We start from the raw sequence: 26,133 nt of genomic DNA, 5'->3' as shown, positions 1-26,133 counted from the left end.
GGTTATCTAATTAGCCATTAAGGCATCTCGTCCGCGTCGGGTCAACCCCGCCTACGTAGGATCCGGGCGATACGACCGCCCTCGGCCGTCCGTGGCACACCACGACCCCGCTTGGTTCGTACGGACCGAAGCGGGGTCACTCCCCCGCGTGGCGGGCTGGCGGCGGGGTCACGTTCTCCTGACACGGGCACGCAGCCGCTCGCTGAGCACGACGTCATGTGGGAGCGACCGCAGCGCCTTCGCATCTGCGATCACGCCCTGCCCGCGAAGGAGGGCGGCCAGGTAAGCCCAATGCGTGGCTGCCGCCTCCTCATAGGTCTGGCCCTCGACCGGCTCGTCAGGCCCTACCACGGTCCGGGCCATGTCCTCGATCTCTTCGACCGTGGTCGCGTCCCAATGCGCGGTGGAACCCCAGCCCCGGTCGTCGAGCAGCGTGATCCGGCGACCATCGTCGAGAACGGCTGAGAGCGTCGCCGACACCGACACCTGGCGCGGGTCGCCTACCGGTCGAGGCCCTGGCCACAGCCCTGGCCGCGCTTGACCCGACGGGACCGGTCGCCCGCCGCCGACGTCGTGGAAGGTGCTCGGCTCCTCCACATCGAGATCGGCAGCGGTCTCGAGCCGAACGACAGCGGTCACGCCCACCTCCCCATCCTGTCAGCAGCTACGCGCTCGGTAACTCCACGTCGGGTCCGAACGAACCAAGGTGGAGAGTGGCGTCCAGTGCCTCCAGAACACCTTGGAGCAGTGAAGCGGACTGCTCATCCGAACCTTTTCCACACCTGTCCCCGGCCACCGCCCCGACGGAGGAGCGAGTGTGTATCCACCGCATGTTGCGCAACATACACACTCTACCTAGTCTTGAGGCCTCGCGAGTAAATGAGGGGTCATGGCCCGACGAAACATCAGCATCCCGGACGAGCTGGACGAACGGCTGGACCGGCATCGAGACCGCATCAACGCCTCCCGAATCTGCGCTATCGCGTTGGAGAGAGAGCTTGACATGATCGAAGAGCAAACCCGCCCGCTAGAGGTCGACGAGTCGCAAGTGGAGCACCTGGTCGAACGACTGCTGCAACAGCAAGACGACAAGGACAAGTGGTACGGCCGAGGCCGTAGCGACGGGCGAGCCTGGACGCAGGAGACCGCCACCCTGGAAGAGCTCCGAAGGTTCGACCAGCACTGGTCCGGGCTCGAGGGCATGACGGTCGCCGACTTCAATCCCGAGGACCTCGAGGGCTGGATTATCGATCTGCTGCCCAGGGCGTTCCAGGCCAATGAGCTGCGGCAACTGCCTCCCGCACTTCAGGGTGCCTACATCTTCGGTTGGCACGAGGGTGTGAGTAACCTCTGGCGAGCCGTACGGACACGCCTGTAGAGAGGAACGGAAACTCGACGCCACTGCGGGTGTCGACGATCACGCAATTCGAGCCAGAGCCGGTAATTCCCCACCTTGACGATCAGTGATGGCCCCCTGGGGACGACGTACCGCCCCGGTGCACCCGGACGCGAGGCAGGACGGCTCAACCAGGACACGACCTGCCCCGACTGCAAAGGAACCGGCACAGGCGGAGGCAAGATGACCGACGTCACGAACGCGTGGGGGTCGGGTTCTCTCATTTGTCTGCCGGGCTGTCCCAGCCGGAGACGAACCATCGGACTTCTCCTGTGGCTGGGTCGTACAACCGCCGGTTGATGGTGCCGATGTTGCCTCCGTAGACGTGGATCCCGACGGTGGGCTCGTCACCGATCGCCGCGACGGCGTGCACGTCGTCGTCGGTCGTACAGCACACGGTGACCTGCCCGCGTTCCCATACTTGCTCACCGGCCGGCGTCAGGGCTCTGCCCGGCTCAGACGCCGCGGGCTTGACGTAGCGGAGCTCGCGTTCAGCCCCCGCGTAGATTCCGACCACACCCCATGTCTCGTGGCCGTGCACAGGTGTGCGTTGACCTACGTTCCAGACGACGGACGCCAGTGACCAACTGTTGTCGGGGGCGATGTAGAGCGGGTAGGTGAGATGACGCTCGTTCGACGGCCGGGTGACCTCTGGGGGAAGCCGGTAGTTGCTGGCCAACAGATCAGACAACCGAGTCGCGATCTGTTCCGTGATCTCGTACTGGTCGCTGATGCTGCTGACCAACGACGCCACGTCTTCGATGAAGGTGTCCATGGTCTACCTCCTACGGCTCGGTCGCCTTCGTGTTCACCGGCTCTTGGCCGTGAACGTCAGGTGGGTGACGCCGGAGGGTGCGGAGACCGCCTCGATGTCGTATGCGTCCTCCAGCGACTCCAGGCCGTCCCAGAGCCGAACACCGCGGCCGAGCAGGATCGGGACCTGCACGACGTGCATGTGATCGATGAGCCCGGCAGCAAGGAAGTCGCGGATCACGGTGGCACCTCCGCCGATGCGTACGTCCTGGCCGCCTGCTGCCTTGCGGGCCGTCTCAAGCGCCTCGGCGGGGGATGCGTCGAGGAAATGGAACGTCGTCCCGCCCTCCATCTCGATCGACGGGCGCGTGTGATGGGTGAGTACGAAGACCGGCGTGTGGAACGGCGGGTTGGGACCCCACGCGCCCTTCCACTGCTCGTCCTCGTGCCATCCAGGGTGGCCCCACTTTCCGGCACCCATGATCTCGGCGCCGATCCCGGGACCGTACTGCTGGGCGAAGACGTGATCGACGCCGCTGCTGCCTGCGGTCTGCTGCCACGACCGGGTGGCGAACATCCATTGGTGCAACCTGTCGCCGGCGTGACCGAAATGGGTGTCGGCGCTTTGACCCTCACCTGTGCCGAAGCCGTCGAGCGAGATGGCGAAGTTGTGGACGCGGACGTGGGACATCGGAGTGCTCCTTCGAGTGTGACCCTTCCTATCGGCCTCAGCATGTACCAACAGATCCATGTCGTCTAATGCCAATCTTCGGTAAATCTCATTGATATTCTTAATTTGTGCTCAACCTCGTTCATCTCAAGGTGCTGGCCGCGGTGGCGCGGCACGGCTCCGTGACCGAAGCGGCAAAAGAACTGCACTACTCCCAACCGTCGGTCAGTCACCACCTGTCTCGCCTGGAAGCGGCCACCGGCGTCAAGCTCGTTCAGCGCGTCGGTCGAGGGATCCGACTGACCCCAGAAGGGCAGCTACTGGCCAACCGGGCCATCGAGATCCTGGGACGTGTCGACGCAGCCACCAACGAGCTAGCAGCACTGGTCGGCTTGCAGGCCGGGCGAGTCCGCCTGGCCGCCAACGCCTCGGCGCTGAGCACGATCGCGCCGAAGGCGGCCGGCACGCTGGCCAAGGCACACCCGGGACTCGAGCTGATCCTGATCGAACGTCACCCGGTCGAAGCGCTGCAGATGCTGCGAGAAGGCGAGATCGACATCGCACTCATCTTCCAGCACGCCGACGCCCCACTCGACGAAGAAGAGGGATTCCGCCTCGTCCACATCACCGACGACTCGATCTACCTCATCAGCCAGCAACCGGGCGACAGCATCGCAAACCATCGCCACTCCGCCTGGATCGGCGGCTGCGAACGGTGCCAGAACGAACTGACCACCGTGTGCCGGCCCGAAGGCTTCATCCCACGCATCGCATCACTCAGCGACGACATGGTCGTCGTGCAAGCCCTCGTCGCCGCCGGTGTAGGCGTCACCACCCTGCCCGGACTCGCGCTCCAAGCCCACCGCAGACCCGACATCCACGCGACCGAACTCACCAACTTCCACCGCCAGATCTACGCCGCCACCTACGGCGACCCACCTGACCCGCCCGCCACGACGGCCGTGCTGGCGGCACTAACCGAGGCGGCCACGTGAGCGATGTCGAACGCCCTGCCGACGTCCCTCTACTGACGATCAAGGCAACCGAACAGGATGGCTCCGCTTCTAGTTACCATGCCGGTCCGATTCCTACGTTGGCGGCGTTCTTGTGTCCGGGCGTGCGATACCCCTACCTTGCAAAGGCAAATCCGGGTCTCACGCTCAACTGAGCGTGAGATCACTCCGCCGTACGCGCCCAGCCGTTCTGCCCGCTGTTGACCGCCGCAGCCCATGATCACCCCGTCATCTGGCACGTATCTGGCACGGCGAGGTCCCCCTGGACGACTGGCAGCTTGGGAAAGTACGTACATGGCTCTGTGAGGCTGACTGATCGACGCTGGAGACGACGGCCGAGAGTGACCTGTCCAGACCTGGGCTAATGACCCATGGATGGCCTAAGTTATGACGCCGTGAGGAGGGTCGCGGTCATCGGTTGCGGAGGAAGCGGCAAGTCCCACGTCGCACGGCAGCTTGGCCAGCTCCTCAGCGCTCCGGTCACTCATCTGGATGCGGTCTACTACGACGACGCATGGAATCAACTTCCCATGGACGAGTTCGAAGCAGTGCAGCGCGATCTAGTCAGAAGTCCAGCCTGGGTCCTTGACGGCAACTACAACTCGACGTTGCACGTGCGGCTCGAAGCCTGTGACACGGTGATCTTCATGGATCTCCCGACTCGCGAATGTCTGTGGGGCATACTCACTCGCCGGGCCGCGCATGGACAGGGTCAGGACCGGGTGCGCGGCATGTTCAACCGCATCGATCTGGACTTTCTCCGCTATGTCGCTACCTACCGGCGGAAGATGCGGCCACGTGTTCTGAAGAAGCTCGATGATCTCGCCGGTCACGCTGAGATCGTCAGGTTTACGAGCCGCCGCCAGGTGCGTCGATGGTTGGCGACGGCGAGGGCGCAGCCCCAATGATGATGCATGCGACACGTTCGTGGGCAGCTCCCCGCCGGTCGGACAGCTTGCCCACATCCTGACAGGACCCCAGCTTGGAAGGCTGGCGCGGGAGCCTGGTCACGGCACCAGTCTCGCCTGGTATTTAGCCATGAACGACCGAACGTGGCCACTGCGTACCGTCCCTAATCGCACGCGAATCGCACGACGGAGCATCCGAGCAACCATGTGATCCGTAGAGGCAGGCAGTCTGATCGCGAGCTGCTCGGTCGCTCTCGGCTGGTCGTCGACCAGGTGCTCATCGTCGTCCGACGTCGCAGGTCGCTGGGGTCAGGCTGGCCGACGCTGCCGAGATCGGAATACGGTTCGCGCGGACCTCTGGCTGACTGGGAGAGTTGCACCCTCAGCCGAGGAGCAGGAGGACTCACCGTGCAAGTCGTCGAACTCATCGAATGGCAGCCCGAGTGGGCGAAGGACTTCGACGTCCTGGCTGCTCGCATCAGGAAAGCAGCCGGTTCCTCGGTGGTGCGGGTCGACCACATCGGCTCGACGTCTGTGCCGGGGATGGTGGCCAAGGACTGCATCGATGTTCAGGCAATCGTGCACAGCCTCTCTGACGAGCAGCTCACAGAGGGCTTGCTGAGCGCGGGATTCACGAGGTCGCCCGGCGCCTGGGAATATCGGGATCACGTCCCGGAACGTTGGAACGGAGATCCGGCTGCCTGGGACAAGCTCGTCTTTCGCCCACCCGCAGGTACCCGGACGGGCAACGTTCACGTTCGTGTTGCCGGCCGCCCCAACGAACGGTATGCCCTGCTCTTCCGCGACTTCCTGACCCAGGATCAAGCGGCCCGCGAGGCCTGGGCAGAGTTCAAGCGACGGCTAGCACGCGCAGTGACCCCCGACCTTCCAACATATGGTCAGATCAAAGACCCGGCCACCGATGTACTGATGGCCGCTGCGGAGCGATGGGCAAGGGAGACAGGCTGGACGCCTTCGCAATCTGTGAGCGCGGCATCTGCCACACCTCGGGACTGAGGGCTTCTCTCTCGCCGGCCGGCCAGATGAGCCCGGCGCTCCACTCCCCGAGGAGGACTGGGGGTCTGGGGCAGCGCCCGCAGGGAAGACCTCGATCTCTGATGACCTTAACCAGCCAGGCGGACCGTCAGTGGCCGCGCCGGCCCGTCCGAGGACGGTCGCCAGGCCGCCCGCAGGACGAGGACGGGGCGGTGCGCGCCGCTTGGGGCGCGCATTGATCCAAGAGAGGTCAACTCAGCAACACAGGGCTGCGGGCGAATGACCTGTGCCACCTAATGCTTGACGATCGTGTGCCACCTGATAGTCGACACTGGTCGTGCTCATCCATTCTGGTCAGCGGCATTTCTGCCCAGGATGTAAGCATGAGCTTCCATCTGCCTAATGAGTTTTACGCGAGGCTCGCCGTGAAGCGCCGCAAAGTGGAACGGGCCGTCTCGACCAGGCTACGAAGAAGAGCGGGGGCACGTGAGGGGCACGTTTCCCCTCGCTCGTCGCCGCCTCTCCGCACAAGGCGGTGCCATGATGGCGGGTCAAACCCTTTGATCCACGGGCGCCGGGATGTTGGAATGGCCGGCATGTCACCGCTGGGCTCGTATGTGGAGTGGCAGCACGCTCAGGTGAGTACGCCACGCTCGGTGCTGGCCGAGGTCGTACGCCGTGCTGTGGGTACCGGGATCGACCGGGTGGATCGGATCGTGGAGGGGTACTCGAACGAGGTCTACCGGGTCCGGTGTGCCGAAGGGCAGGATGTGGTTGTCCGGATCCGTCGGTTTGATGACGACACCTCCTTTGCTACCTCGGCGGGCGAGGCCGGGGCGATCGAAAGGGCCCGCGCCGCCGGCGTGCCCGCTCCGGAGATCCTGCTGCTCGACACGGTACGGATCGACGGGTCGGAGTTCCCCGTCATGGTGCAGCGCACCGTGCCCGGCCGTCCGCTCGGCGAGGTCATCAACCTTCTCTCGGAGCGGCAACGGCACGACGTGCTCGCCGAGATCGGCGGACTGATTGCTCGAATCAACGGGGTCCATGTCGATGACGAACGCGACTGGCCGACCGCAATGGCGGCCGACCTGGCTAACCGACATGCGGAACGGGACAAGATCCTCGCCGGCGGGTTTTCGGCGCCCCAGTTCGACCGGATGCTCGACCTGCTGGAGGGATATGTCCGCGACTTTCCCTGTGAGCAATGGGTGCTGTGCCATGGAGACCTCAGCCCGAAGCACATCTTCGTGACCGGTGACGGCAGTGACGGCGCGGCCGTACGGGTAAGCGGGATCATCGACTTCGGCGATTGGAAGCCCGGTGCCCCGGTCCAGGACCTGGCCGTGCTCCGGGTTCGCGGTCCGCGGCTGGACCTGCCACCGCTTCTCGCCGGCTACGGCGCGCCGGCTCACCAGACGTACCGGCGGCAGTTGGACCTGCACACACTGCTCATCGCGCTGTCTTCGCTAGAGATAGGGGTGGATGAGGACGACCAGGCCTGCATCGAGCGCTCAGGCCACCTGATCCGCACCCTGGTCGCCGACCTCGACGACCCAGACTTCTAGCGGCCAGGCAGCGCAAAGAATGAAGCCCAAGCCAGCCATGTAGCCGTTCCACCGCACCTTCGCGGCGATATCCACCACAGCCAGGACTCCCAGCGAGTCGGTGTCTACCAACCGTGCAATGCCGACTCATTCGTGACACACGACTTAGGAGCACATCGTCACCTGTCCAGATCCGTCCGAGGATTGCTCGTTCACGCCGCCAAACGGCTTGCAGCCCCACCGGTTGTCCAGGGTGATCCAGGACGGTATTGCTGCTAGTTGCACGCGCGCTGCACGGCGACTGGTGCCGGTCGCATGTCAAGGAGAGGCGGTTTACTCGCAATGATCCCGGCCGAGAAGATTGAAGCGGCGCTATGCGCCTGGCCGTATCAGGCCGAGTCGGTCACACCAATGGCCGGACAGGGGATGAACTCCACCACCTGGATGGTTGTCACCGCGCAAGAGCGGTACGTGGCAAAGCTGGTGGACGATCTCGACGCCCCTGGGCTGATAAGGAGCCTGCGGATCGCGGAATTTCTCGCGGCGCGCGATCTGCCCTGCGGCCCTCCGGTACGCACCCGCGACGGAGACCTGACGGTCTCGCTGCCTGAAGGGCGTGCTCGCGCTGCTGCGGCACACGCCGGGCACCCCGCCAGACCCGTCTGTGCCGAGTCAGGTACACCGCGCTGGGCAAGCGCTGGCCCGTGCTCATAACGCGCTGCGCGACTACCCGACTGGCTCCGACCCGCACTACCGGTGGCCGTGGGAATGGGTTGACCGACTGCTGGACACCATCGCGATGCCGGAACATGTGAACTCCGCAGCGCGTCGTGTCTGGCCGGAGCTCGTCCGCACCGTCGCGGATCACCAGTTGTCGGTTTCCGTCATCCATGGAGACCCTGGCCTTCGCGGTTTCCTGATTGCCGACGACAACCGGGACGCGCTTGTCGACTGGGTGACCACGATGCGCGGTCCGCTGTTGTAAGACCTGGCCTGCTTCGTGGTCATGGAAGGTCCGCAGACCGCGCGCTGGTTCATCGACGGTAACGCAACGCAAATGCCAGAGATCCGCCCCCAGCTGGCCCACCTCGACTGCCTGGTCAAGGCCCGCTGGTTGGCCAACGCGATCTATTTCGCCGACCGGATCGGGCGGAGGGGCGAACGAGGATCAGACTCGCCCACCACGAACCAGGACGGCTTGGCCGAAGCCTACGCAGGCATGACTGGCGGCGGCGCGTGACCTTCAGCCGCGCGGTAGCCGGTCAGCCTCCGCGCGGCTCCACGACGTGCGCCCGTATGCAACCGCGATGCCTGGCTGATGCTGACCCGAGACGTTGGTGGGTAAGGGCCCACCAGTCTCCCCCGTCATCCTCGCAACCTGCCAGATTGAAGGTCGGAGCGGAGACCGGAGACTGGCCTGCGAGGAGGACGGGCTTACCACCGCCCGCAGCGCTCAACCCCGGGGAGCAGTTCGAGACGTGTCGAGTTCTTCGGCGAGCATGTCCATGAGGAGACCATCGTTCCACTCGCCCGTTTCAAGGTTGCGTTCATAGCGACGCATCACGCCGACCGGCGTAAAGCCGACCTTGCGGTAGCAGCGGATGGCTGCTGCGTTGTCCGCGCGTGGGTCGATGACAATTCGATGATGTCCCAGGTCACGGACTAGATGGACGGCGAGAGTGCGGACGGCATCAGTACCGATGCCCTGACCGTGGTAAGGCGTACCGACGAAAATGTCGATGCCGGCGTGCCGGTACTCCGGCTCTGGATTCTCATGGGACTGGATGAAGCCGACGACGGATCCGTCGAGCAAGATCGTGTAGCGGGTCGACCTTGACCCTTCGAGGGGCCAGTCAGCCTCGGACGCCCAGCCGCGTGGGCGAAGCTCGCGGAGCCGCGGGACATCGGCCACATCAAGCGTGCGCAGCGTGACTCGCTCGCCCTGCAGCTCGGTCATCGGCTGAGCCTTCCGAGATTCGGTTGCTCATGTGCCGCCCGGCGAGCCCGAGGACGGCCACCCACGGCCGCCCGCAAGGGCGGCTGCCGGGCGGTGCGCCGCGTCAGCGGCGCCTTGACTTCCATGAGGCCTATTCGGCATTTCCACCCGCGACATGAACCGAAGGTAAATGGCCCGGACCGTCTGATCCGTAGGCCGCAGAAGATCGTCCGGCTGTGTCCATCGTCGTCCAGATCACGAGGAGCGCCTTTGGGGCTGTGGGCACAGATCGTCGCTATCCGTCCATGGCTGTCCAGCTCTCGTGTTAGCAACCGCGTTTGCGAGATCCGCTGACGAGGAGGATCTGGGACCAGCCCCGTCGCTTGTTGCATGCCGGCTTGTACGGCAGCTCCCCAGATTCCCCGGTTCAAACAGGACACAACACGGTCCGGTTCCTGCTGTAGCGTCGCCGACGAGTTCGGACCTACGACCACGGTGGAAGGAACAGCCAGGATGGCCAGTTCCGGGACACGGGACAAGACGGAGAGTTCAGGCATGACGATGGTGTGGTGTTCTGCAGTCGCGGCGCAGTACCGGTCAACCCTCGACGACATGGCCATCGTCCTGCGCGGTTGTCCAGATGAGCTGTGGGAAGCAAGCATCTACGAGGTAAAGAAGACCGACCAATGGGCGTGGCCTCCGACGGATCGTGACGGGCAACCGTTCGATGACCCAGCGGTCCGTGAACGCAAGTTCCAGGCCATGTCTGCCGTGTGGCGAACCGCCTCCCACGCGCTCTGGTTCACCGACCTCGACCTGCCCCCCTTGGAGGCTGATTGGGCACCTCCAGCCCCGTTCTCTCCGCGCGACGAAGAAGCCTACGTCGTCCCGCCCACGTACTCTCGCGAACAGCTGCTCGGCTACATCGACCACTGCCGGCGGAAGGTCGACAAACTCTTTGCTGACCTGACCGATGATCAGGCCGCCGCACAACTCCCCGAACCGCACCGAAACGGCGGAACGTCGCTGGCGGACATCCTCGTCCAAGGCGTAGTCCACCTCCAGCTTCACTCCGCCCAGGTGCGCACCTTCCTCAGAAGCCAGGGCATCCGTTGCGCCGATGAGTGAGCGTCGTGGCTGTTGTTGCGCTCGCCCCCCCGCAGCATGTGATCGAGGCAGGATTTCGTCCCCCTTGACACCCTGCTCCGCGATTGCCGCGTGTTCGTGCCCACCGCCACAGGCAACCATTGTCGTTGGCAGGGCAACCACTCTCCCCCGTCGTCCTCGCAACCAGCCAGCCCGACGGTCCGAAAGCTGCGCTGTAGCCTGCGAACTCTTACCTTGATCACTAGCGACGGAGCGGGGTGAGATGGTCGTTCCGGAGCAGGTCGCCGAAGCGTTCGACCTTGGGAAGCCGGTAGGACAGTTGGTCCCGGTCCAGCACACGGTGTCGCAGACCTGGCGAATGACGACCGACCAGGGCTCGTACTTGGTGAAGCAGCTTTGGCCGGACGCAGATCCTGAGTGGGCGGTTCAGCTGAACGACCGCAAGAGCTTCGAGCAGCGAGCATCCGCGGCCGGCATTCGCACGCCCCGCACCGTGCCACCTTTCTACCCTGCGTTCGGGTGGGCTGGACGAGTCGCCGGTCGAGGCGCCTACCGGGTGACTGAGTGTCACCGACGACGACGATCTTGCCGACTGGCTCGGTCGAACGCTGACGACCCTTCACAGCTTCCAGCCCTATGACGGCGACCTCACGTTCCCCTACTACATCCACCCAGCTGGGCAGTGGCGAGCATGGAACAGCCAAGCCGCAAAGCAAGGACGCCCCTGGGCCTTTGAACTCGCCGATCATCTCGACGATTACGTGGCGATCACTGACAGGCTCCGCGCCGCATTTCTCAGGGTCGACGATCACGTCATCACCCATCGGGACATGGTGCCCTTCAACGTCCTGATCACCGGCGCGGGCCCTGTCCTGACCGACTGGGAGGTCATCGGGCCGGACAGCGCCAGCCTCGAAGTTGGGTTCGCCGCTGTCACCTTCGGGCGACGCAACACCGCATATACGCGCCGCGTCCTCGACTCATACACAGCCAACGGCGGCGCACTGCCTGAAAACCTTACGGAGGACCTCTTCGCACACAAGCTCGGCAGTGAGCTGGGCAGGCTGGCGAGCATGCTCCGAGCGGCGCTCGAAGGCCAACCCCTCCGTGGTTGGCAGACCCGCTACGACGACCCTGACGAAGGCGTGAAGTTGTTGCTGCACGAGGTTCTCGCCACAGCCGGCCGGCTCAAGCGGCTCGCCGCCGAGCTTATGATCTGACGCGATCGGCCATGACTTCTCCAACTGCTCCACTCTGCCTGGTCACGCTGGTGTTCGACGAAACCGGCGATCAGAAGAAAGGCAGCCATACCGTCGGCGATCCGGCCCGTACCACCTGCCGGCGCCAGCACCGAGGGTCACCTCAGCACGATTCGGCCGGTGCTCCCGTCCACCTCGACTTCCGCGCCGTCGGGTAGGGCCGCCATCGCGTCCGGGACCGCCAGCACCGCGGGAATGCCCTGCTCTCGCGCGACGATCGCGGCGTGCGAGAGCAGGCCTCCGATCTCGGTGACCACCGCTGCGACCGCACCGAAGAGCGGCGTCCAGGCCGGATCGGTGGTCCGGCACACGAGAACGTCGCCGGGGCGTACCCGGCCGAAGTCGCTGGGGCCGCGGACGACGCGTGCCGGTCCTACGGCGACCCCGGAGCTGCCGGGCGTACCGGTCAAGGCGGTGCTGTCCTCGCTACGGGAGGACGGCGTGGCCGGTAGTGGGGTCGTGATCGGGCGGGCCTGAAGGATCCAGATCCGACCGTCGGCGACCGCCCATTCGATATCCTGCGGCCCGTCCAGCAGGTCCGCGATCTCGCGGCCCAGTTTCGCGAGCCGGACGACGTCCTCGTCGGTGAGGCAGAAGCGCTCCCAGTCGGCGAGCGGCACCTCGCGGGTGATGACCTGCGTGTCCTCGCGGTCGATCCGCTGGTCCTTGACACCCAGCGCCCGGTGGACCACGGTGTCGCCGGACACCACCCAGGAGTCCGGGGTGACCCGGCCGCTGACGACGCTCTCACCCAGCCCCCACGACGCCTCGAGCCGAATGTGCGTCCCGGTGAACATCACACCCGCGACAGCGGCGTCCACCAGACGCTGCACCAGCACGGCGGTCGTCGGAGATCCGGCGGGTACGTCTGCCGCCTGCCAACGCCGGTAGCCGACGGCACGCCGGGACCACAGCGAGGCCCAGCACTTGCGTACCGCATCGGCTACCCGGTCGGGCCCGCTGATTCCGAGGAACGTGTCGTGCTGCCCCGCCGCCGAGGCGTCGGCGGTGTCTTCGCTGGTCGCCGAGGAGCGCACGGCGACGTACGCCTCGCCCGACGGCCCGGCGAGCCGGTTGAGCGCGTGGGAGATCGCGTCGACCAGCGGGGAGGCGAGGGGCGCCTGCTCGACCAGCCGTCCCGCGGTGTCGGCCTCGGTGAGGTCGAGTCCGGCAACCGCCTCCTCGTACGCAGCGTTCGGCACCACGAACCCGGGGGGCACCGGCAGCCCGGCCTGGAGAAGCCGGCCCAGCACGGCGGCCTTGCCACCCGACGTAGCGGATTCAGCGTCAGCTAGATCGATCAACACCGCTTCTCCCTGCTGACACGTGATTGGCCGGACATGCCCACGGGGAACCCTACGTGGCTGGGCAGGTACGTCAGCGTTTGACGTCCGGGATGCCAGCCTGAATGCTCACTCCCATGACGTACGCCTCAACGCCGGATCTGCTTGTCCTACACGCCGTCCGGGTGACCGGGGTGGCCGACGACGCGGCCGTCTCCCGGCGCACCGGCATCGACCAGGATGTGGTTTCCGAGCTGCTAAAGGACTACGAGGCCTACGGCTGGGCGACCCACGTCGAGTTCGCGGGCACCAGCGGATGGACGCTCACCGAACGGGGTCGCGAGGAGGACTCCACGAGACTCACGAAGGAGCTGGACCAGGCCGGCGCCCGGACCACCGTCGAGCGGGTGCACCGGGTGTTCGAGTCACTCAACGGGCGCGTGGTGAAGGCGTGCACCGACTGGCAGCTGCGGCCCAAACAGGACGATCGGCTGGCAGCCAACGACCACAGTGATCCGGAGTGGGACGCCCGCGTGCTGGACGAGCTCTCCACGCTCGCCCGGGAACTGACGCAGCTCGTCAGCGACCTCTCCGGAGCACTGGCGCGGTTCGGCGGCTACGACGGGCGGTTCTCCGCGGCCCTGGCCCGCGCTCGTACGGGGGAAAAGCAGTGGGTGACCGGCGTCGGTGTCGCCTCGTGCCACGCCGTCTGGATGGAACTCCACGAGGATCTGCTCTCGACGCTGGGCATCCCGCGTGGCGTGGAACAGGGACGCGGGTAGGTTCGCCGCGTGGCAACCCGACATCTCTATGTGGCACGGCACGGCGCGGCGGACGCGTTCGGCGAGATCAAGGACACCGGGCGCCGGCAGGCGAGCCTGCTGGGCGAACGACTCGCAGGCCTGCCGATCGACAACATCTGGCACTCGCCGCTGCCGCGCGCCACGGCGAGTGCGCGCGAACTGGCCCGGCATCTGCCCAACGTGCTCGTCGCCGAGGCCGCCGAACTCATCGACCACGTGCCCTATGTGCCCGGCACGACAGAGATGCCCAGGTCCTGGGTCGGCTTCTTCGACGGCTACGACGAGGCCGAGGCGGCGTCGGGCAAACGGCTCGCCGACGCTCTGGTGGCGCGGTTCGCAAAGGTGCCCGAGGCGGGACAGCCCGACTCGTACGAGGTTCTGATCACGCACGCGTACCCGATCGCGTGGCTGGTGCGCGAGGCGCTGGAAGCACCGCCGGTCCGATGGCTCAGTCTGGACAGCGCCAACACGGGGCTCACGGTGATCGAGTACCGCACCGGCCTGGCGCCCACCCTGGTGATGTTCAACGACATGAGCCACCTGCCGCACGACCTGCGCTGGACGGGAGTCCGGGCGGACGCGCGGCCCTGAGGCCGAGGTATCACAGGTGCCCCGCCGGATCAACGAGCAGAACGGAATTCCAGTCCGCATAGCTCTCGAGAATCCGCGATGGCCACCGCCTGACGGCGCCGCGGATCACGGCGTGCGCTGGCAGACCATGAGCGGGTTGCCGTCGGGGTCCTCGAGATGGACGACGAGCACGCTGCCGATGTCCTCGACGTCGGAGGTGATGTGCACACCGAGCCGCTGCAGGTGCTCGACGGTGGCGGCCATGTCGTCGGTCCAGAAGAAGAACCGCGGCGGGCCGTCGGCCGTGAAGTCGGTGCGGTTGGCGTCGAGGGCGATGCGCGGGCCCTCCTCGACCGGGATGTCGAGGACCGTGCCGCCGTGCGACGCGGTGTCCGGCTCGAACCCGAGGAGCGCGCCGTACCAGCGGGCGGAGCGCTCCATGTCGCGGACGGGGACGAAGACCTGGCCGACGTGGCGGCGGATCGGTGAGGTCAGCACCGTGCGAGCCTAGCCCCGCGGTGGCGTCCCGTCGGAGACCTGATCATGTGTTCCTGTCCGTGCGGGGTGGTGGAGTCAGCGTCCGGTCGCGCCGTCGATCAGTTCGCGGAGGATGTCCGCGTGGCCCGCGTGGCGGCCGGTCTCCTCGATCATGTGGGTGAGTGCCCAGCGGATGCTGGGAGCGGGACGTCCCGGCCGGGGTCGAGGAACCGATGCGCCGAGATCGGTGCAGCCGTCGAGCACGTCGTTCGCGCGTTCGACCGTCTCCCGGTAGCGGGCGACGACCTCGGCCACGCTGTCCGCTGGTGCGGCCTGGAACGTCGCCGGCCAGTCGGTGACGTTGTCCCCGAGGAACATCGAACGTTCGACGAAGGTCAGGTGGTTGAGCAGGCCGAGCAGGTTCGTGCCTGATGGCACCGTGGCTGTCCGGACCTGCGGTTCGGGTGCACCGTCGACCTTCGCGGCGATCGAGGCGCGGAGGTAGTCGAGGAATCCGCGCAGGACCTCGGTCTCGCTGCTTCCGGTCCGGGGCGGAGGGGTGTCGCGGCGGCGGTTGCGGCGCGTGGTGGCGGGCACGGTGGTCTCCTGCCTTCGTTGGGGGCGGCGCTGACCGCCGGGTCATGCGGTGCGGCGGATGAGCAGGACGTGGTCGGTGACCTCGGCGGTGCGCCCGTCCGGTCCGGTCGCGATCCGGCGGGGTGCGTCGGCCCGTTCGACCGTCCATGTCGCCGCGTCCAGGTCGATATCCGCCGCGACCTCCCTCGGGCTCGGGTACCGGACGTCGGGATCCTGGTTCCACGACCACGGTGCGGCCGAGCCGTGGTCGACGACCAGCAGCCGCCCGCCCGGGCGCAACGCGTGCGCGGCCGAGCGCAGGACGGCTGCTCTGTCCAGGTTGAAGGGGGTGTGCAGGTAGTGGGCGCAGATCAGGTCGAACTCGCCGTGCGGGAACGACGTGCGCAGGTCGTGCCGCCCGGCGGTGACGCGGTCGCCGAGGCCGTGTGAGCGGGCGAGCGCGGCGAGCCGCTCGACCGCCACGGCCGAGATGTCGGCTGCGGTAACGTGCCATCCCTGGCCGGCGAGCCACAGCGCGTCGCCGCCGTCGCCGCATCCGAGGTCCAACGCGTCGCCAGGCGACAGGCCCGTGACGGTCTCGGTGAGCCGAGCATTCGGCTGCGGGTCGGTGGCCGCCGTTCGCGCCGCGTGCATTTCGTCCCAGAACCTGACCGCATCGGTGGCGTTCATCAGTGCTCCTTCCGTCGGTGCGCGCTCAGTCTCACCAGGCACAGGCCGACCTGGCACGAAATCTTGCGGTTCTGGCAAGGTGGCCTCGTGGACCGCGAAACAGACGACGTGCTCGACGCGGTGGGGCCGCGCCTTCGTGCGCTGCGTCGTCACCGCGGCATCACCCTCGCCGACCTCGCGGCGACAACCGGCGTGTCGGAGAGCACCCTGTCCCGACTGGAGAGCGGTCAGCGCCGGGCAACCCTGGAGCTGCTGCTACCGCTGGCCCGCACCTACAACGTTCCGCTGGACGACCTCGTCGGCGCCCCGCGCACCGGCGACCCCCGGATCCACCTCAAGCCGATCCATCGGTTCGGGATGACCTTCATACCCCTGTCCCGGCGGCCGGGCGGGGTACAGGCGTTCAAAATGATCATCCCCACCCAGCAAGAACCGCTCGAACCGACCCCGCAGACACACGACGGTTTCGAATGGCTGTACGTGCTCAACGGACACCTGCGACTCGTCCTCGGCGAGCGCGACCTGACATTGCCGCCCGGTGAGGCAGCCGAGTTCGACACGTCCTTGCCGCACTGGCTGAGCAGCGCCGACGGCGGCGTTGTCGAGCTTCTCATCCTGTTCGACCCGCAAGGGATGCGTACGCACGTACACGCCGACCCACATCGACCGTCTCACGGCGGGACCCAGCGGTGAACTCAGCGATTGATTAGCCACGTCGACCTGAAAATGCTTAATGAGCGGTCGCGCTCCCCGAGTGTCTACGGTCAGTTCTGGCAACGCGCACGTGAGATAGCGCTCACAGCGCCAGAGATCGACTCGCCGCTCGGGCGGCGACCCTACGACCTCCGGCATGCCTGCGTGACCACCTGGCTGAACGCCGGCGTCGACCCAGCCCAGGTCGCGGAGTGGGCCGGTCACAGCGGGGCCGTTCTCCTCCGCGTCTACGTCTGAATCTGTCGACAACTCGAGCAACGTCGCCGGTTCGGCATGACCTATTGCATGTCTCGGGGCGAGCCCCCAGACGGCTTGTGACGGCGCGGGCTGACTGGCCCCGGCTCCGAACGAGCCCGCAGATTGCCCACCTGGCGGAGCAGGTGGGTGGCCAGCGCATCCACCGCTCAAGCCCGGGATCGCGGTCAGCCGATACGGCGACGTGCCTCCTCATCAGCTGTCGGTTTGTGGAGATGGACCCGATTGGGTGGGACGTGCTTGGTGAGCCAGGTGCCGTTGGCGGCTTGGTAGAAGGGGATGCCGTCGTGGTGCATGCCCGCAGCGTCGATGGTGAGGATGACGGGTTTGCCGCGGCGGGCTCCAACGGTGTGGGCGGTAGCAAGGTCGGAGGAAAGGTGGACGTGAGTTCGCTGTTGGGGTCGGAGGCCGTTCGCGAGGATGCTTGGGAGGAAGCGGTCGACAGTGCCGTGGTAGAGCACAGCTGGTGGTTCGGTGGCGTCGAGTTGGAGATCGACGTTGATGGAATGGCCTTGTGCGGCGCGGACCTGTGTGCCGCGGACCTCGAACCGCTTCTTGTCGGTGCCAGCCACCAACTGGTCGAAGAGCTTGCGGTCGATGGGGTGGCCGTGGCGAGCGAGGGCGGCGAGCAGGGTGTCGATGGAGATCCAGCCGGATGGGTCGAGGCTGATGCCGATGGCGGCGGGGTTGTGTCGCAGTACGTAGGCGAGGAACTTGCTCGCCGCGACGCGATCCTCGGTCATGGTGTTGCCAGGTGGGTGAGGAGGTCGTTGACCTGGGTTCGTCGTTGGCTGCGCCACGTGGCCCAATACCGGATCTTCGGGAGGTCTGTCACCGGTATGGCGGCTAGACCGTCTGGCACGGCCACGCATCCGTTGACAATCGTGGCGCCGATGCCGAGGGCTGCGCAGTGGACGAGCAGGTCCCAACCGTCGACTTCGGCGGTGACACGCCAGGACGCTCCTACGTCCGCAAGCGCCCGCTCGAGCGCTCGGCGGTGGGGTCGCCCACTGGCAGGCAGAACCAGCTCGAGACCGTCGAGATCGAGCAGGCTGACGTCGTCTCGGTTGGACAACGGGTGGTCGACGTCGATGACCAGCAGCTGCGGGTAGCTGGCGATCTGGCGTGAGTCGAACTGTGGAGGTGGGGGGTCGTGGGCGATCACCGCGAGGTCGACGCGACCCGCTGACAGTGCCGAGATCGCCGACTCTCGGTCGGTGGTGAGGACGCTGATGCTGCGGCCGGTTGCACTGATGCGGCGAATGGCTTCGGCGATCACCCAGCGCAGCGCGCCACCTCCCGCGGCGATGCCGAGTGGTCGGCTCGTGCCGTGCAGCTCGCCGAGGAAGTCGTCCAGCCGTCGATGCGAGTCCAGTGCAAATGCTGCCAGCCGTTCGCCGGCGGCGGTGAGCGTCAATGCCCGGCCGGTGCGTTCGTACAGGTCGACACCTAGCGCGGTGGCCAGCTTCTTGATCTTCACATGCAAAGAGGGCTGGCTGATGTGGAGAGCTGTGGCCGCGGCAGTGAAGTTGCGGTGTTCGGCGAAAACCGCAAACGAGCGAAGAGCGTCGGCTTCCAGCATGTCCCGCTCAGTCATAGGAACGAACTATAGCTAGTCCGCAGGAAGATAGTTCAGGTCAGGGAGCGGCTGGTGGATGCTGTCGAGCATGGAACAGCGCCGCGAACCACGCTTGGGTATCGACATCGGACGAGTGATCATCGACGGATCCGCGCATCCGGAAGGTGGGGACACGGCGTTCTTCACCGGCGACGAGGCGACCATGCTGGCGACGCCTGAGATGGCGGGCGCAGTGGCCGCGATTGCCCGGCTCGTCGAACAATTCGGCGGGCAGGTCTGGCTGATCTCGAAATGCGGCACGCGAGTCCAGGCCCGCACCGAGCGCTGGCTGGAGGCACACGACTTCTACACCCGCACAGGGCTGCAACGCGATCATGTGCGGTTCTGCAGGGCGAGAGCGGACAAGCGAATGCACTGCACTGAACTGGGCTTGACCCACTTCATCGATGATCATCCCGACGTGCACGCGGCGATCCGCGGCACCGTGGACCACCACTATTTCTACGGGGTCCAGCGACAACCTGTGCCCGGCTACGGTCACCACACGCCCGCCTGGGCAGACGTGGAACAACTCATTGCCGACTCGATCGCCTCGCGGTGCGTGTGACTGACCGGAGGCACTGCGAGCGGTGCCAGCGGTAGCCGTTCCAGAGCCGGTTCTGATGTCGCACGAGGGGGATCCACCAGCCAAACAAGCTCCTCGGGCCGTCGTGATACGGCTTGAATGCCCGGTCGACACCGACGCCGCCGGCGACACCACAATGCTCGACGTCACCGGCTCGGCTTTGCGGGCCAGGACATGACATCGATAGCCGCCGGACGCCTGGAACACCTCGTACGGGCCGGTCAGGTCGAGGGACTGGAACCGCGGGATGATCACGAATGCAGTCAGCCTGATCCACCACGCATATCGTCGGCATATCGAAAACCAGATACGTGCTGGCAACACCACACTGCCTTGACTGGCGGGCGTGAGTCTTACCGTCGGGCCGATCAGCACCGCCGAGCACCTGGCGTTCGTGCAGACACAGCGGTCGGTCAGCTTCCTGCAGACCCCGGAATGGGGCCGCGTCAAGACCGAGTGGCGCAGCGAGTCCCTCGGCTGGTACGACGGCCGGCAGCTGGTCGGCGCCGGGCTCGTCCTGCACCGCCCAGTGCCGCGGCTTGAGCGCTTCACGCTGGCCTACCTGCCCCAGGGCCCGGCCATCGACTGGACCGGCGAGATCGACGCGTGGCTCGACCCGCTGGCGGCCTATCTCAAGGCACACGGCGCGTTCGCGATCCGGCTCGGCCCGCCGGTGCGCACGAACACCTGGAGCGCCGCCCAGGTCAAGGAGGGCATCGCCGACCTGGGCATCAAGCGGCTCACCGAGCTGCCCAGCCAGCAGGCCGACCCGATCGGCGCCCGCGTGACCAGCCAGCTCAGGGACGCCGGCTGGCTGCCGCAGAACCCGGAGGACGGCTTCGGCGCGGGGCAGCCGCAGTTCACCTATGAGGTTCCGCTGGCCGGCAGGACCGAGGACGACCTGCTCAGGGGCATGAACCAGCTCTGGCGCCGCAACATCAAGAAGGCGGCCAAGGAGGGCGTCGAGGTCACGGTCGGTGCGGACCTGAAGGCGTTCCACGACCTCTACGTCCACACCGCCGAGCGCGACCACTTCACGCCGCGGCCGCTGCGCTACTTCGAGACCATGCTCGCGGGGATGAGCGCCGAGGACCCCGAGCGGATCAGGCTCTACCTGGCCCGCCACCAGGGCGACCTGGTCGCCGCCACCATCCTGGTCCGCGTCGGCGCCCACGCGTGGTATTCCTACGGCGCCTCCTCCACCGCGAAGCGCGAGGTCCGCGGCTCGAACGCCTGCCAGTGGGCGATGATCCGCGACTCGCTGGCGGCCGGCTGCGATGTCTATGACCTGCGCGGCATCACCCCCACCCTCGACGCGGACGACCCGCACGTCGGGCTGATCCAGTTCAAGGTCGGCACCGGCGGCCAGGCGGTGCGGTACGTCGGCGAGTGGGACCTGCCGCTGCGGCCGATGGTCTACCGGGCCTTCGGCCTCTACCTGAGGCGGCGCGAGTACATGAGGCGGCTCCGGCGATGAACCTGGACCACTGGGCCGAGGATCCATCCAGCGCGGCCGACGACCACCAAGATCAACTCCTTCCAGAACGTTGACTCATGACCCGCCCCCGCCGAACTACGCGAGCGCGGCCGCGACCTCGTCGAGGCGCGCCTCGCGGGAGGCCTTGACGAGCACGACATCGCCGGCTGCAAGGGTGCGGCGCAGCAAGTCGACGGCCGCGTCGTTGTCGGCCAGCGCCACCGCCCGCTCGCCCGCGCTCTCGGCGATCGGTGCCGCGGCCTTGCCGACCGCGACGATGAGGTCGGCGGTGCGCGCGGCGTACACCCCGATGGCGCGGTGCTCGGCCTCGCTGTCGTCGCCGAGCTCGAGCATCTCGCCGAGGACGGCGATGCGACGCCCGGCCTCGATCGCCGCCAGCGCGTCGAGGGCGGCGCGGGTCGAGTCGGGGTTGGCGTTGAAGGAGTCGTTGAGCAGCGTCGCGCCGCCGGCGAGGCCGCGCAGCTCCAAGCGCCACTTGGACAGCGCGGTGGTGGCCAGCGCCGCCGCGGTCACGTCGAGGGGTACGCCGGCCGCCAGCCCCGCCGCCGCGGCAGCCGAGGCGTTGAGCGCCTGGTGGGCGCCCACGAGCGGCAGCGCGACGGGCGCCGAGCCGTCGGCGGTGCGGAGCGTGAAGGTCGGCCGGCCGAGCCGGTCCAGCGCCAGGTCGAGGACCCGCACGTCGGCGTGCTCGGCCCGGCCGAAGGTCAGCACCGGGCCGTCGGTGAGCGCGCGCATCGCGACGACCCGGGGATCGTCGGCGTTGAGGACGGCGGTCCCACCGGGCGCCTGCCCCAGCACCAGCTCGCCCTTGGCCTTGGCGATGGCCCCGCGGGACCCGAACTCGCCGAGGTGGGCCTGGCCGACGTTGAGGACGACGGCGATGTCGGGCGCGACCAGGCCGGTGAGCTCGGCGATGTCGCCGATGCGGCGGGCTCCCATCTCAAGGACGAGGAACCGGGTGGCCGCGTCGGTGCGCAGCATGGTGAGCGGCACGCCGAGCTCGTTGTTGAGCGAGCCGATCGTGGCGACCGTCGGCGCGCCGCTGGACAGCACGGCAGCCAGCAGGTCCTTGGTGCTGGTCTTGCCCTGCGAACCGGTCAGCCCGACGACGGTCAGCCCGTCGCGGAGCCGGGCCACGACGCGGGCCGCGAGGGCCTGCAGCGCGGCCTGGGCGTCCTCGACGACGACGGTGGGCAGCGGCGTGGGCCGGGAGCCGAGCACGGCCACCGCGCCGGCCCGGCCGGCCTGGCCGGCGTAGTCGTGGCCGTCGACGTGCTCGCCTGCGAAGGCGACGAAGAGGCCGCCCGGCTCGGCCTGTCGGCCGTCGAGCACGGCCGGCGCGGTCACCGTCACGGCGCCGTCGCCCTCGACCGTCCCGCCGACGACCGCGGCGATCTCACCGAGACTGAGCGGGATCATGCCCGGGCGCCGGGGCCGGCGATGCGCAGCGACAGCCGGCCGATCGAGATCACGCCGATCGGGAGCAGGCTGAAAAGGTAGCGGGTGACGGAGGCTGGTTCCCTGGAGGTCATGCCTCCAGTCAAGGCAGCGGGGCATATCGTCGGCATATCGAAAACCGCATACGTGCTGGCAACACCGCGCTGCCTTAACTGGCTGGCATGACCTACAGCGAACCAGTACGAACAGCGGCCCGCCGCACTCGATCGCTGGCGTCCGCGTCCTCCTCAGCCGCCCCGAAAGTGGGGATCACCATTTATGGATGCGGGCAGGACGAGGCCGTGATGTTCGGAGAGCTGGCGCCCCGCTTCGGCGTCCTGCCAACGATCACCGAGGCAGCGGTATCCGAAGCCAATATCGAACTGGCGTCCGGAAATCGATGCATCAGTGTGGGTCACAAGACTCAGGTCACGAACTCCACTCTTCTCGCGCTCAGTCAAGCTGGCGTAACGTACATCTCCACAAGGAGCATTGGATTCAATCACATCGATGTGGAATACGCGGAGAGCGTCGGCATCGCCGTCGAAAACGTCACCTATTCGCCCGACAGTGTGGCTGACTACACGCTGATGCTGATGCTGATGGCGGTGCGGCATGCCAAGTCCATGGTCCGCCGCGCGGATGCTCATGACTACAGACTGAACGATGTACGCGGGAGAGAGCTCCGCGATCTGACCATCGGGGTCATTGGAACAGGACGAATCGGCACGGCGGTCATGGACAGGCTGCGGGGTTTCGGTTGCCGATTACTCGCGTACGACATCCACCCCAAGACTGCTGCCGATTACGTTCCTCTCGATGAATTGCTGCGGCTGAGCGACCTCGTAACGCTCCATACGCCGCTCACTTCGGAAACGCGCCACCTTCTGGATCGTCGACGTATCGAGCAGATGAAGCACGGCGCGTTCGTCATCAATACCGGACGCGGTGCGCTTCTTGACACCGAGGCCCTCATTCCAGCGCTGACATGCGGCAGATTGGGCGGTGCGGCGTTGGACGTCCTCGAAGGAGAGGAAGGAATATTCTACGCCGACTGCAGAAACAAGCCCGTCAAAAGCGGAATGCTGCTCCGACTGCAAGAGCTGCCGAATGTGCTTATCAGTCCGCACACCGCCTATTACACGGACCACGCCCTGAGCGACACCGTTGAAAACTCTATTGTCAACTGCCTCACATTCGAAAGCAGGGATCAGCGTGGATAGGTTGAAGGTCGGAATCATCTTCGGGGGCGGTTTCGAGGAGCATCCCGTCTCCGTCAAGTCTGCGCAAGAAGTCGCCAAGAACCTCGATCTCGAAAAGTATGAACCGTTCTACATCGGGATCACGAAGAGCGGTGCCTGGAAGCTCTGCGACGGCCCCGACGTCGGCTGGGAGGACGGCCGTTGCCATTCGGTTGTGCTGTCACCGGACCGAAGCGTCCCCGGATTGCTCGTGCTGGAGCAAGGGCAGTACGCAACGATCAGCCTGGACGTCGCGTTGCCCGTCCTGCACGGCAAGCTCGGCGAAGATGGTGCGATCCAAGGCTTGCTGGAGCTCTCCGGCATCCCCTACGTGGGCTGCGATGTCCAGAGCTCCGCCGTGTGCATGGACAAGTCCCTCGCCTACATCGTCGCCGGCAACGCGGGAATCGCCACGCCGAATTTCTGGACCGTCACGGCGAGCGAAGACCTCGATGCCGACCGGTTCAGCTATCCCGTCTTCGTGAAGCCGGCCCGTTCGGGATCGTCCTTCGGAGTCAGCAAGGTCTCCGGGAAAGAAGAACTGCCGAGTGCGCTGGAAACCGCACGACAATTTGACTCGAAGGTGTTGATCGAGGAGGCGGTCCTCGGCAGCGAGGTCGGATGTGCCGTCCTGGGGAACGATTCGGATCTGACAACAGGCGAGGTGGACCGAATCTCACTGTCTCACGGCTTCTTCAAGATCCATCAGGAGGATGATCCCGAAAGCGGATCCGAGAACGCGACCTTCATCGTTCCCGCGGACATTCCGGCCGAGTTGCGCGCGCTCGTTCGGGAGACGGCCAAGGCCATCTATCGCGCCCTGGGCTGCCGGGGACTGGCGCGGGTGGACATGTTCCTCACGGAGGATGGAAAGGTCGTCCTCAACGAGGTCAACACGCTGCCGGGCATGACCTCCTACAGTCGTTATCCGAGGATGATGGCCGCCGCAGGGTTGCCGCTTTCCGATGTGATCGACCGGATGGTGGCGTTGGCCTTGACGGGAACCGCGCGATGAAGGACGACTTTCTCTTCGTCGACGAGTTCGTATCCGGCATCCGCTGGGATGCCAAGTACGCCACCTGGGACAACTTCACCGGCAAACCGGTGGACGGATACCTGGCCAATCGAATCGTCGGCACAAGGGCTCTGTGCGCAGCCCTGGAAAGAGCGCGAGCAGAGGCCGCATCCCTCGGCTTCGGCTTGCTCCTCTGGGATGGTTACCGCCCTCAACGCGCCGTGGATTGCTTTCTGCGCTGGTCAAAGCAGCCGGAGGATGGCCGGACGAAACTACGGCACTATCCGAATATCGACCGAGCCGAGATGTTTGAAAGAGGATATGTTGCCGCCAAGTCGGGACACAGTCGGGGCAGCACCGTTGACCTGACGCTCTATCACCTGGCTACCGGTGAACTCGCTCCCATGGGCGGCTACCATGACTTGATGGATTCGATCTCACACCATGGGGCACAAGGAATCGCGCAAACTGAAGCGAGAAACCGTCGATACCTTCGTTCCATCATGGAGGCCTGTGGTTTCAGCTCCTACGATAGCGAGTGGTGGCATTACACACTGAAAGACGAGCCTTATCCAGACACCTATTTCGATTTTCCATCAGCTGGTCGGCAGACGTGACGGCGCCGCGCGTCGTTGTCGCCGGCGGCCATTCGGCCGGACACATCGAGCCCACGATGAACTTCGCCGACGCGCTGCGACGGCTGGAGCCCACGGCCGAGATCACCGCCCTCGGCACCGTCCGCGGCCTGGACACCACGCTCATCCCCGCCCGCGGCTACCCGCTCGAACTCATCCCGCCGGTGCCACTGCCGCGCAAACTGAACCGGGACCTGCTGCGGACGCCGGGCAGGCTGCGCGACTCGGTGCGGGCAGCCGGGGCGGTACTCGACCGAGTGCGGGCCGAGGTCGTGGTGGGCTTCGGCGGCTACGTGGCCGCGCCGGCCTACCTCGCCGCCCGCCGGCAGGGCCTGCCGATCGTCGTCCACGAGGCGAACGCCCGACCCGGAGTGGCCAACCGGCTCGCGGCCCGGATGACGACCCACGTGTTCACCGCCGCGCCGAGTGTCCGACTGTCCCACGCCACCGCCATCGGCATCCCGCTGCGGCCGGCGATCACCGGGCTCGACCGACCCGCGGTGCGCGACGCCGCCCGGCAGCGGTTCGGTCTGCGACCCGACGGGCCGGTACTCATGGTCACCGGCGGTTCTCAAGGCGCCCGGGCGATCAACGCCGCGGTGTCCGGCGCCGCCGCGGCACTACGGGCGACCGGCGTGCAGGTGCTGCACATCACCGGGCCGCAGCACGTGGTCGAGGTGCCTGACGGCGGCCCCGCCGACCCGCCCTACGTCGTCATCCCCTACGTCGACGACATGCAGTACGCCTACGCCGCGGCCGACTTCGTGATCTGCCGCTCGGGGGCGATGACGTGCGCCGAACTGGCCGCTGTCGGCCTGCCCGCCGCGTACGTCCCACTGCCGCTGCGCGGCGGTGAGCAGCGGCTCAACGCCGAGCCGGTCGTCGCGGCCGGCGGAGCACTGCTCGTCGACAACGCCGACCTCGACCAGGCCTGGATCGAGACCACCCTGATCCCAATACTCACCGATCCCGAACGGATCGCGACGATGTCGGCCCACGCGTCGGCGGCCGGCACACCTGACGCGGCTGTCGTCCTGGCCCAGCACGTGCTCACCGCGGTCGCCGAGCGACGTAGGTTCGCGTCATGAGACCAACGCCGACCACGCCGGCGACCGCAGGCGTGCGGCCTGGACCCGTCCTTCGCCAACGG

Annotated in this window: 29 protein-coding genes; 18 read left to right on the top strand and 11 right to left on the bottom strand. The window is 66.6% G+C overall.

Annotation, left to right across the window (positions count from 1 at the left end; all coding sequences use genetic code 11):
- Positions 1-168 precede the first annotated feature (168 nt).
- Positions 169-639: a hypothetical protein gene (locus B141_RS40165; protein ID WP_157180956.1), complete on the bottom strand. Its 471-nt coding sequence runs from the start codon at positions 637-639 to the stop codon at positions 169-171.
- Positions 640-889: 250 nt separating this feature from the next.
- On the opposite strand from B141_RS40165, the gene B141_RS0111700 reads away from it, so the two are divergent.
- Entirely contained in the window at positions 890-1,378 is a 489-nt protein-coding gene (locus B141_RS0111700) for a hypothetical protein (RefSeq protein WP_020575350.1), read from the top strand.
- Between the two features lie 238 nt (positions 1,379-1,616).
- Here the strand turns inward: B141_RS0111700 and B141_RS0111695 are convergent, their stop codons facing one another.
- Positions 1,617-2,171, bottom strand: a complete 555-nt coding sequence (locus tag B141_RS0111695; RefSeq protein WP_020575349.1) for a cysteine dioxygenase family protein — start codon at positions 2,169-2,171, stop codon at positions 1,617-1,619.
- A 33-nt stretch (positions 2,172-2,204) separates the two neighbouring features.
- Positions 2,205-2,840, bottom strand: a complete 636-nt coding sequence (locus B141_RS0111690) for a dihydrofolate reductase family protein (protein ID WP_020575348.1) — start codon at positions 2,838-2,840, stop codon at positions 2,205-2,207.
- Positions 2,841-2,947: 107 nt separating this feature from the next.
- On the opposite strand from B141_RS0111690, the gene B141_RS0111685 reads away from it, so the two are divergent.
- The 6 genes from B141_RS0111685 to B141_RS0111660 all read left to right on the top strand — a co-directional run bounded on the left by B141_RS0111685 (position 2,948) and on the right by B141_RS0111660 (position 8,523).
- Complete coding sequence (locus B141_RS0111685) at positions 2,948-3,814, top strand: LysR family transcriptional regulator (RefSeq protein ID WP_020575347.1); 867 nt, start codon at positions 2,948-2,950, stop codon at positions 3,812-3,814.
- A 413-nt stretch (positions 3,815-4,227) separates the two neighbouring features.
- Entirely contained in the window at positions 4,228-4,740 is a 513-nt protein-coding gene (locus B141_RS0111680; protein WP_020575346.1) for a P-loop NTPase family protein, read from the top strand.
- 408 nt (positions 4,741-5,148) lie between these two features.
- Positions 5,149-5,757 (top strand): GrpB family protein, encoded by a 609-nt coding sequence (locus B141_RS40160; RefSeq protein ID WP_020575345.1) that lies wholly within the window; start codon positions 5,149-5,151, stop codon positions 5,755-5,757.
- Positions 5,758-6,332: 575 nt separating this feature from the next.
- Complete coding sequence (locus B141_RS0111670; RefSeq protein ID WP_157180955.1) at positions 6,333-7,304, top strand: phosphotransferase family protein; 972 nt, start codon at positions 6,333-6,335, stop codon at positions 7,302-7,304.
- Positions 7,305-7,899: 595 nt separating this feature from the next.
- Positions 7,900-8,268 carry an aminoglycoside phosphotransferase/kinase family protein gene (locus B141_RS0111665; RefSeq protein WP_020575343.1) on the top strand — a complete coding sequence of 123 codons (369 nt, stop codon included), beginning with the start codon at positions 7,900-7,902 and terminating at the stop codon, positions 8,266-8,268.
- Positions 8,269-8,289: 21 nt separating this feature from the next.
- Positions 8,290-8,523, top strand: coding sequence for a hypothetical protein (locus tag B141_RS0111660; protein WP_157180954.1), 234 nt, complete (start codon positions 8,290-8,292; stop codon positions 8,521-8,523).
- Between the two features lie 213 nt (positions 8,524-8,736).
- Here the strand turns inward: B141_RS0111660 and B141_RS0111655 are convergent, their stop codons facing one another.
- Positions 8,737-9,240, bottom strand: coding sequence for a GNAT family N-acetyltransferase (locus B141_RS0111655; protein ID WP_020575341.1), 504 nt, complete (start codon positions 9,238-9,240; stop codon positions 8,737-8,739).
- A gap of 534 nt (positions 9,241-9,774) precedes the next feature.
- Between B141_RS0111655 and B141_RS0111650 the strand changes: the two genes are divergently transcribed.
- Both B141_RS0111650 and B141_RS0111640 read left to right on the top strand, forming a co-directional pair.
- A complete protein-coding gene (locus B141_RS0111650; protein ID WP_157180953.1) occupies positions 9,775-10,347 on the top strand; it encodes a DinB family protein in 573 nt (190 codons plus the stop codon).
- Between the two features lie 539 nt (positions 10,348-10,886).
- Positions 10,887-11,546 carry a phosphotransferase gene (locus B141_RS0111640; RefSeq protein ID WP_084678241.1) on the top strand — a complete coding sequence of 220 codons (660 nt, stop codon included), beginning with the start codon at positions 10,887-10,889 and terminating at the stop codon, positions 11,544-11,546.
- Positions 11,547-11,683: 137 nt separating this feature from the next.
- On the opposite strand, the gene B141_RS0111635 is transcribed toward B141_RS0111640, so the two are convergent.
- Complete coding sequence (locus B141_RS0111635) at positions 11,684-12,892, bottom strand: PEP/pyruvate-binding domain-containing protein (protein ID WP_020575337.1); 1,209 nt, start codon at positions 12,890-12,892, stop codon at positions 11,684-11,686.
- A 113-nt stretch (positions 12,893-13,005) separates the two neighbouring features.
- On the opposite strand from B141_RS0111635, the gene B141_RS0111630 reads away from it, so the two are divergent.
- Both B141_RS0111630 and B141_RS0111625 read left to right on the top strand, forming a co-directional pair.
- Positions 13,006-13,650 (top strand): transcriptional regulator, encoded by a 645-nt coding sequence (locus tag B141_RS0111630; RefSeq protein ID WP_040421055.1) that lies wholly within the window; start codon positions 13,006-13,008, stop codon positions 13,648-13,650.
- A 9-nt stretch (positions 13,651-13,659) separates the two neighbouring features.
- The gene (locus B141_RS0111625; protein ID WP_020575335.1) at positions 13,660-14,262 is read left to right on the top strand and encodes a histidine phosphatase family protein; all 603 of its coding nucleotides are present in this window, start codon (positions 13,660-13,662) and stop codon (positions 14,260-14,262) included.
- 105 nt (positions 14,263-14,367) lie between these two features.
- Here the strand turns inward: B141_RS0111625 and B141_RS0111620 are convergent, their stop codons facing one another.
- The 3 genes from B141_RS0111620 to B141_RS0111610 form a co-directional block, all read right to left on the bottom strand.
- Positions 14,368-14,739 carry a VOC family protein gene (locus B141_RS0111620; RefSeq protein WP_020575334.1) on the bottom strand — a complete coding sequence of 124 codons (372 nt, stop codon included), beginning with the start codon at positions 14,737-14,739 and terminating at the stop codon, positions 14,368-14,370.
- A 75-nt stretch (positions 14,740-14,814) separates the two neighbouring features.
- Positions 14,815-15,315, bottom strand: a complete 501-nt coding sequence (locus tag B141_RS0111615; protein ID WP_020575333.1) for a DinB family protein — start codon at positions 15,313-15,315, stop codon at positions 14,815-14,817.
- A gap of 42 nt (positions 15,316-15,357) precedes the next feature.
- Complete coding sequence (locus B141_RS0111610; protein ID WP_020575332.1) at positions 15,358-15,984, bottom strand: class I SAM-dependent methyltransferase; 627 nt, start codon at positions 15,982-15,984, stop codon at positions 15,358-15,360.
- A gap of 87 nt (positions 15,985-16,071) precedes the next feature.
- Here B141_RS0111610 and B141_RS0111605 point away from each other — a divergent pair, with 87 nt between their 5' ends.
- On the top strand, positions 16,072-16,677 hold the full coding sequence (locus B141_RS0111605) for a helix-turn-helix domain-containing protein (RefSeq protein ID WP_020575331.1): 606 nt from the start codon (positions 16,072-16,074) through the stop codon (positions 16,675-16,677).
- Positions 16,678-17,120: 443 nt separating this feature from the next.
- Here B141_RS0111605 and B141_RS0111595 read toward each other — a convergent pair whose 3' ends face one another.
- Both B141_RS0111595 and B141_RS0111590 read right to left on the bottom strand, forming a co-directional pair.
- On the bottom strand, positions 17,121-17,696 hold the full coding sequence (locus tag B141_RS0111595) for an RNA 2'-phosphotransferase (protein ID WP_020575329.1): 576 nt from the start codon (positions 17,694-17,696) through the stop codon (positions 17,121-17,123).
- Positions 17,693-18,550 carry a LysR family transcriptional regulator gene (locus B141_RS0111590; RefSeq protein ID WP_026257135.1) on the bottom strand — a complete coding sequence of 286 codons (858 nt, stop codon included), beginning with the start codon at positions 18,548-18,550 and terminating at the stop codon, positions 17,693-17,695. Before B141_RS0111590 ends, B141_RS0111595 begins: the two co-directional genes overlap by 4 nt.
- A 58-nt stretch (positions 18,551-18,608) precedes the next feature.
- On the opposite strand from B141_RS0111590, the gene B141_RS0111585 reads away from it, so the two are divergent.
- Positions 18,609-19,139 (top strand): hypothetical protein, encoded by a 531-nt coding sequence (locus tag B141_RS0111585; RefSeq protein ID WP_020575327.1) that lies wholly within the window; start codon positions 18,609-18,611, stop codon positions 19,137-19,139.
- Between the two features lie 364 nt (positions 19,140-19,503).
- Positions 19,504-20,634 carry a lipid II:glycine glycyltransferase FemX gene (locus B141_RS0111580; protein WP_020575326.1) on the top strand — a complete coding sequence of 377 codons (1,131 nt, stop codon included), beginning with the start codon at positions 19,504-19,506 and terminating at the stop codon, positions 20,632-20,634.
- Positions 20,635-20,730: 96 nt separating this feature from the next.
- Here B141_RS0111580 and B141_RS0111575 read toward each other — a convergent pair whose 3' ends face one another.
- Complete coding sequence (locus B141_RS0111575; protein ID WP_020575325.1) at positions 20,731-22,074, bottom strand: UDP-N-acetylmuramoyl-tripeptide--D-alanyl-D-alanine ligase; 1,344 nt, start codon at positions 22,072-22,074, stop codon at positions 20,731-20,733.
- A gap of 200 nt (positions 22,075-22,274) precedes the next feature.
- Between B141_RS0111575 and vanH the strand changes: the two genes are divergently transcribed.
- Genes vanH through B141_RS0111550 form a run of 4 tightly spaced genes read left to right on the top strand, consistent with a single transcriptional unit; the run spans position 22,275 to position 26,071 of the window.
- On the top strand, positions 22,275-23,315 hold the full coding sequence (gene vanH / locus B141_RS0111565) for a D-lactate dehydrogenase VanH (RefSeq protein WP_084678240.1): 1,041 nt from the start codon (positions 22,275-22,277) through the stop codon (positions 23,313-23,315).
- Complete coding sequence (gene vanA / locus B141_RS0111560) at positions 23,308-24,348, top strand: D-alanine--(R)-lactate ligase (RefSeq protein ID WP_026257131.1); 1,041 nt, start codon at positions 23,308-23,310, stop codon at positions 24,346-24,348. Before vanH ends, vanA begins: the two co-directional genes overlap by 8 nt.
- A complete protein-coding gene (gene vanX / locus B141_RS0111555; RefSeq protein WP_020575321.1) occupies positions 24,345-24,965 on the top strand; it encodes a D-Ala-D-Ala dipeptidase VanX in 621 nt (206 codons plus the stop codon). Before vanA ends, vanX begins: the two co-directional genes overlap by 4 nt.
- Positions 24,962-26,071, top strand: coding sequence for a UDP-N-acetylglucosamine--N-acetylmuramyl-(pentapeptide) pyrophosphoryl-undecaprenol N-acetylglucosamine transferase (locus tag B141_RS0111550; protein WP_020575320.1), 1,110 nt, complete (start codon positions 24,962-24,964; stop codon positions 26,069-26,071). Before vanX ends, B141_RS0111550 begins: the two co-directional genes overlap by 4 nt.
- The last annotated feature ends 62 nt before the right edge of the window (positions 26,072-26,133 follow it).

The organism is Actinopolymorpha alba DSM 45243 (assembly GCF_000373925.1).
GTDB classification, from domain to species: Bacteria; Actinomycetota; Actinomycetes; order Propionibacteriales; family Actinopolymorphaceae; genus Actinopolymorpha; species Actinopolymorpha alba.
Note: the sequence above shows the minus strand (reverse complement) of the source record. Positions and strands in the feature narration are given on the sequence as shown.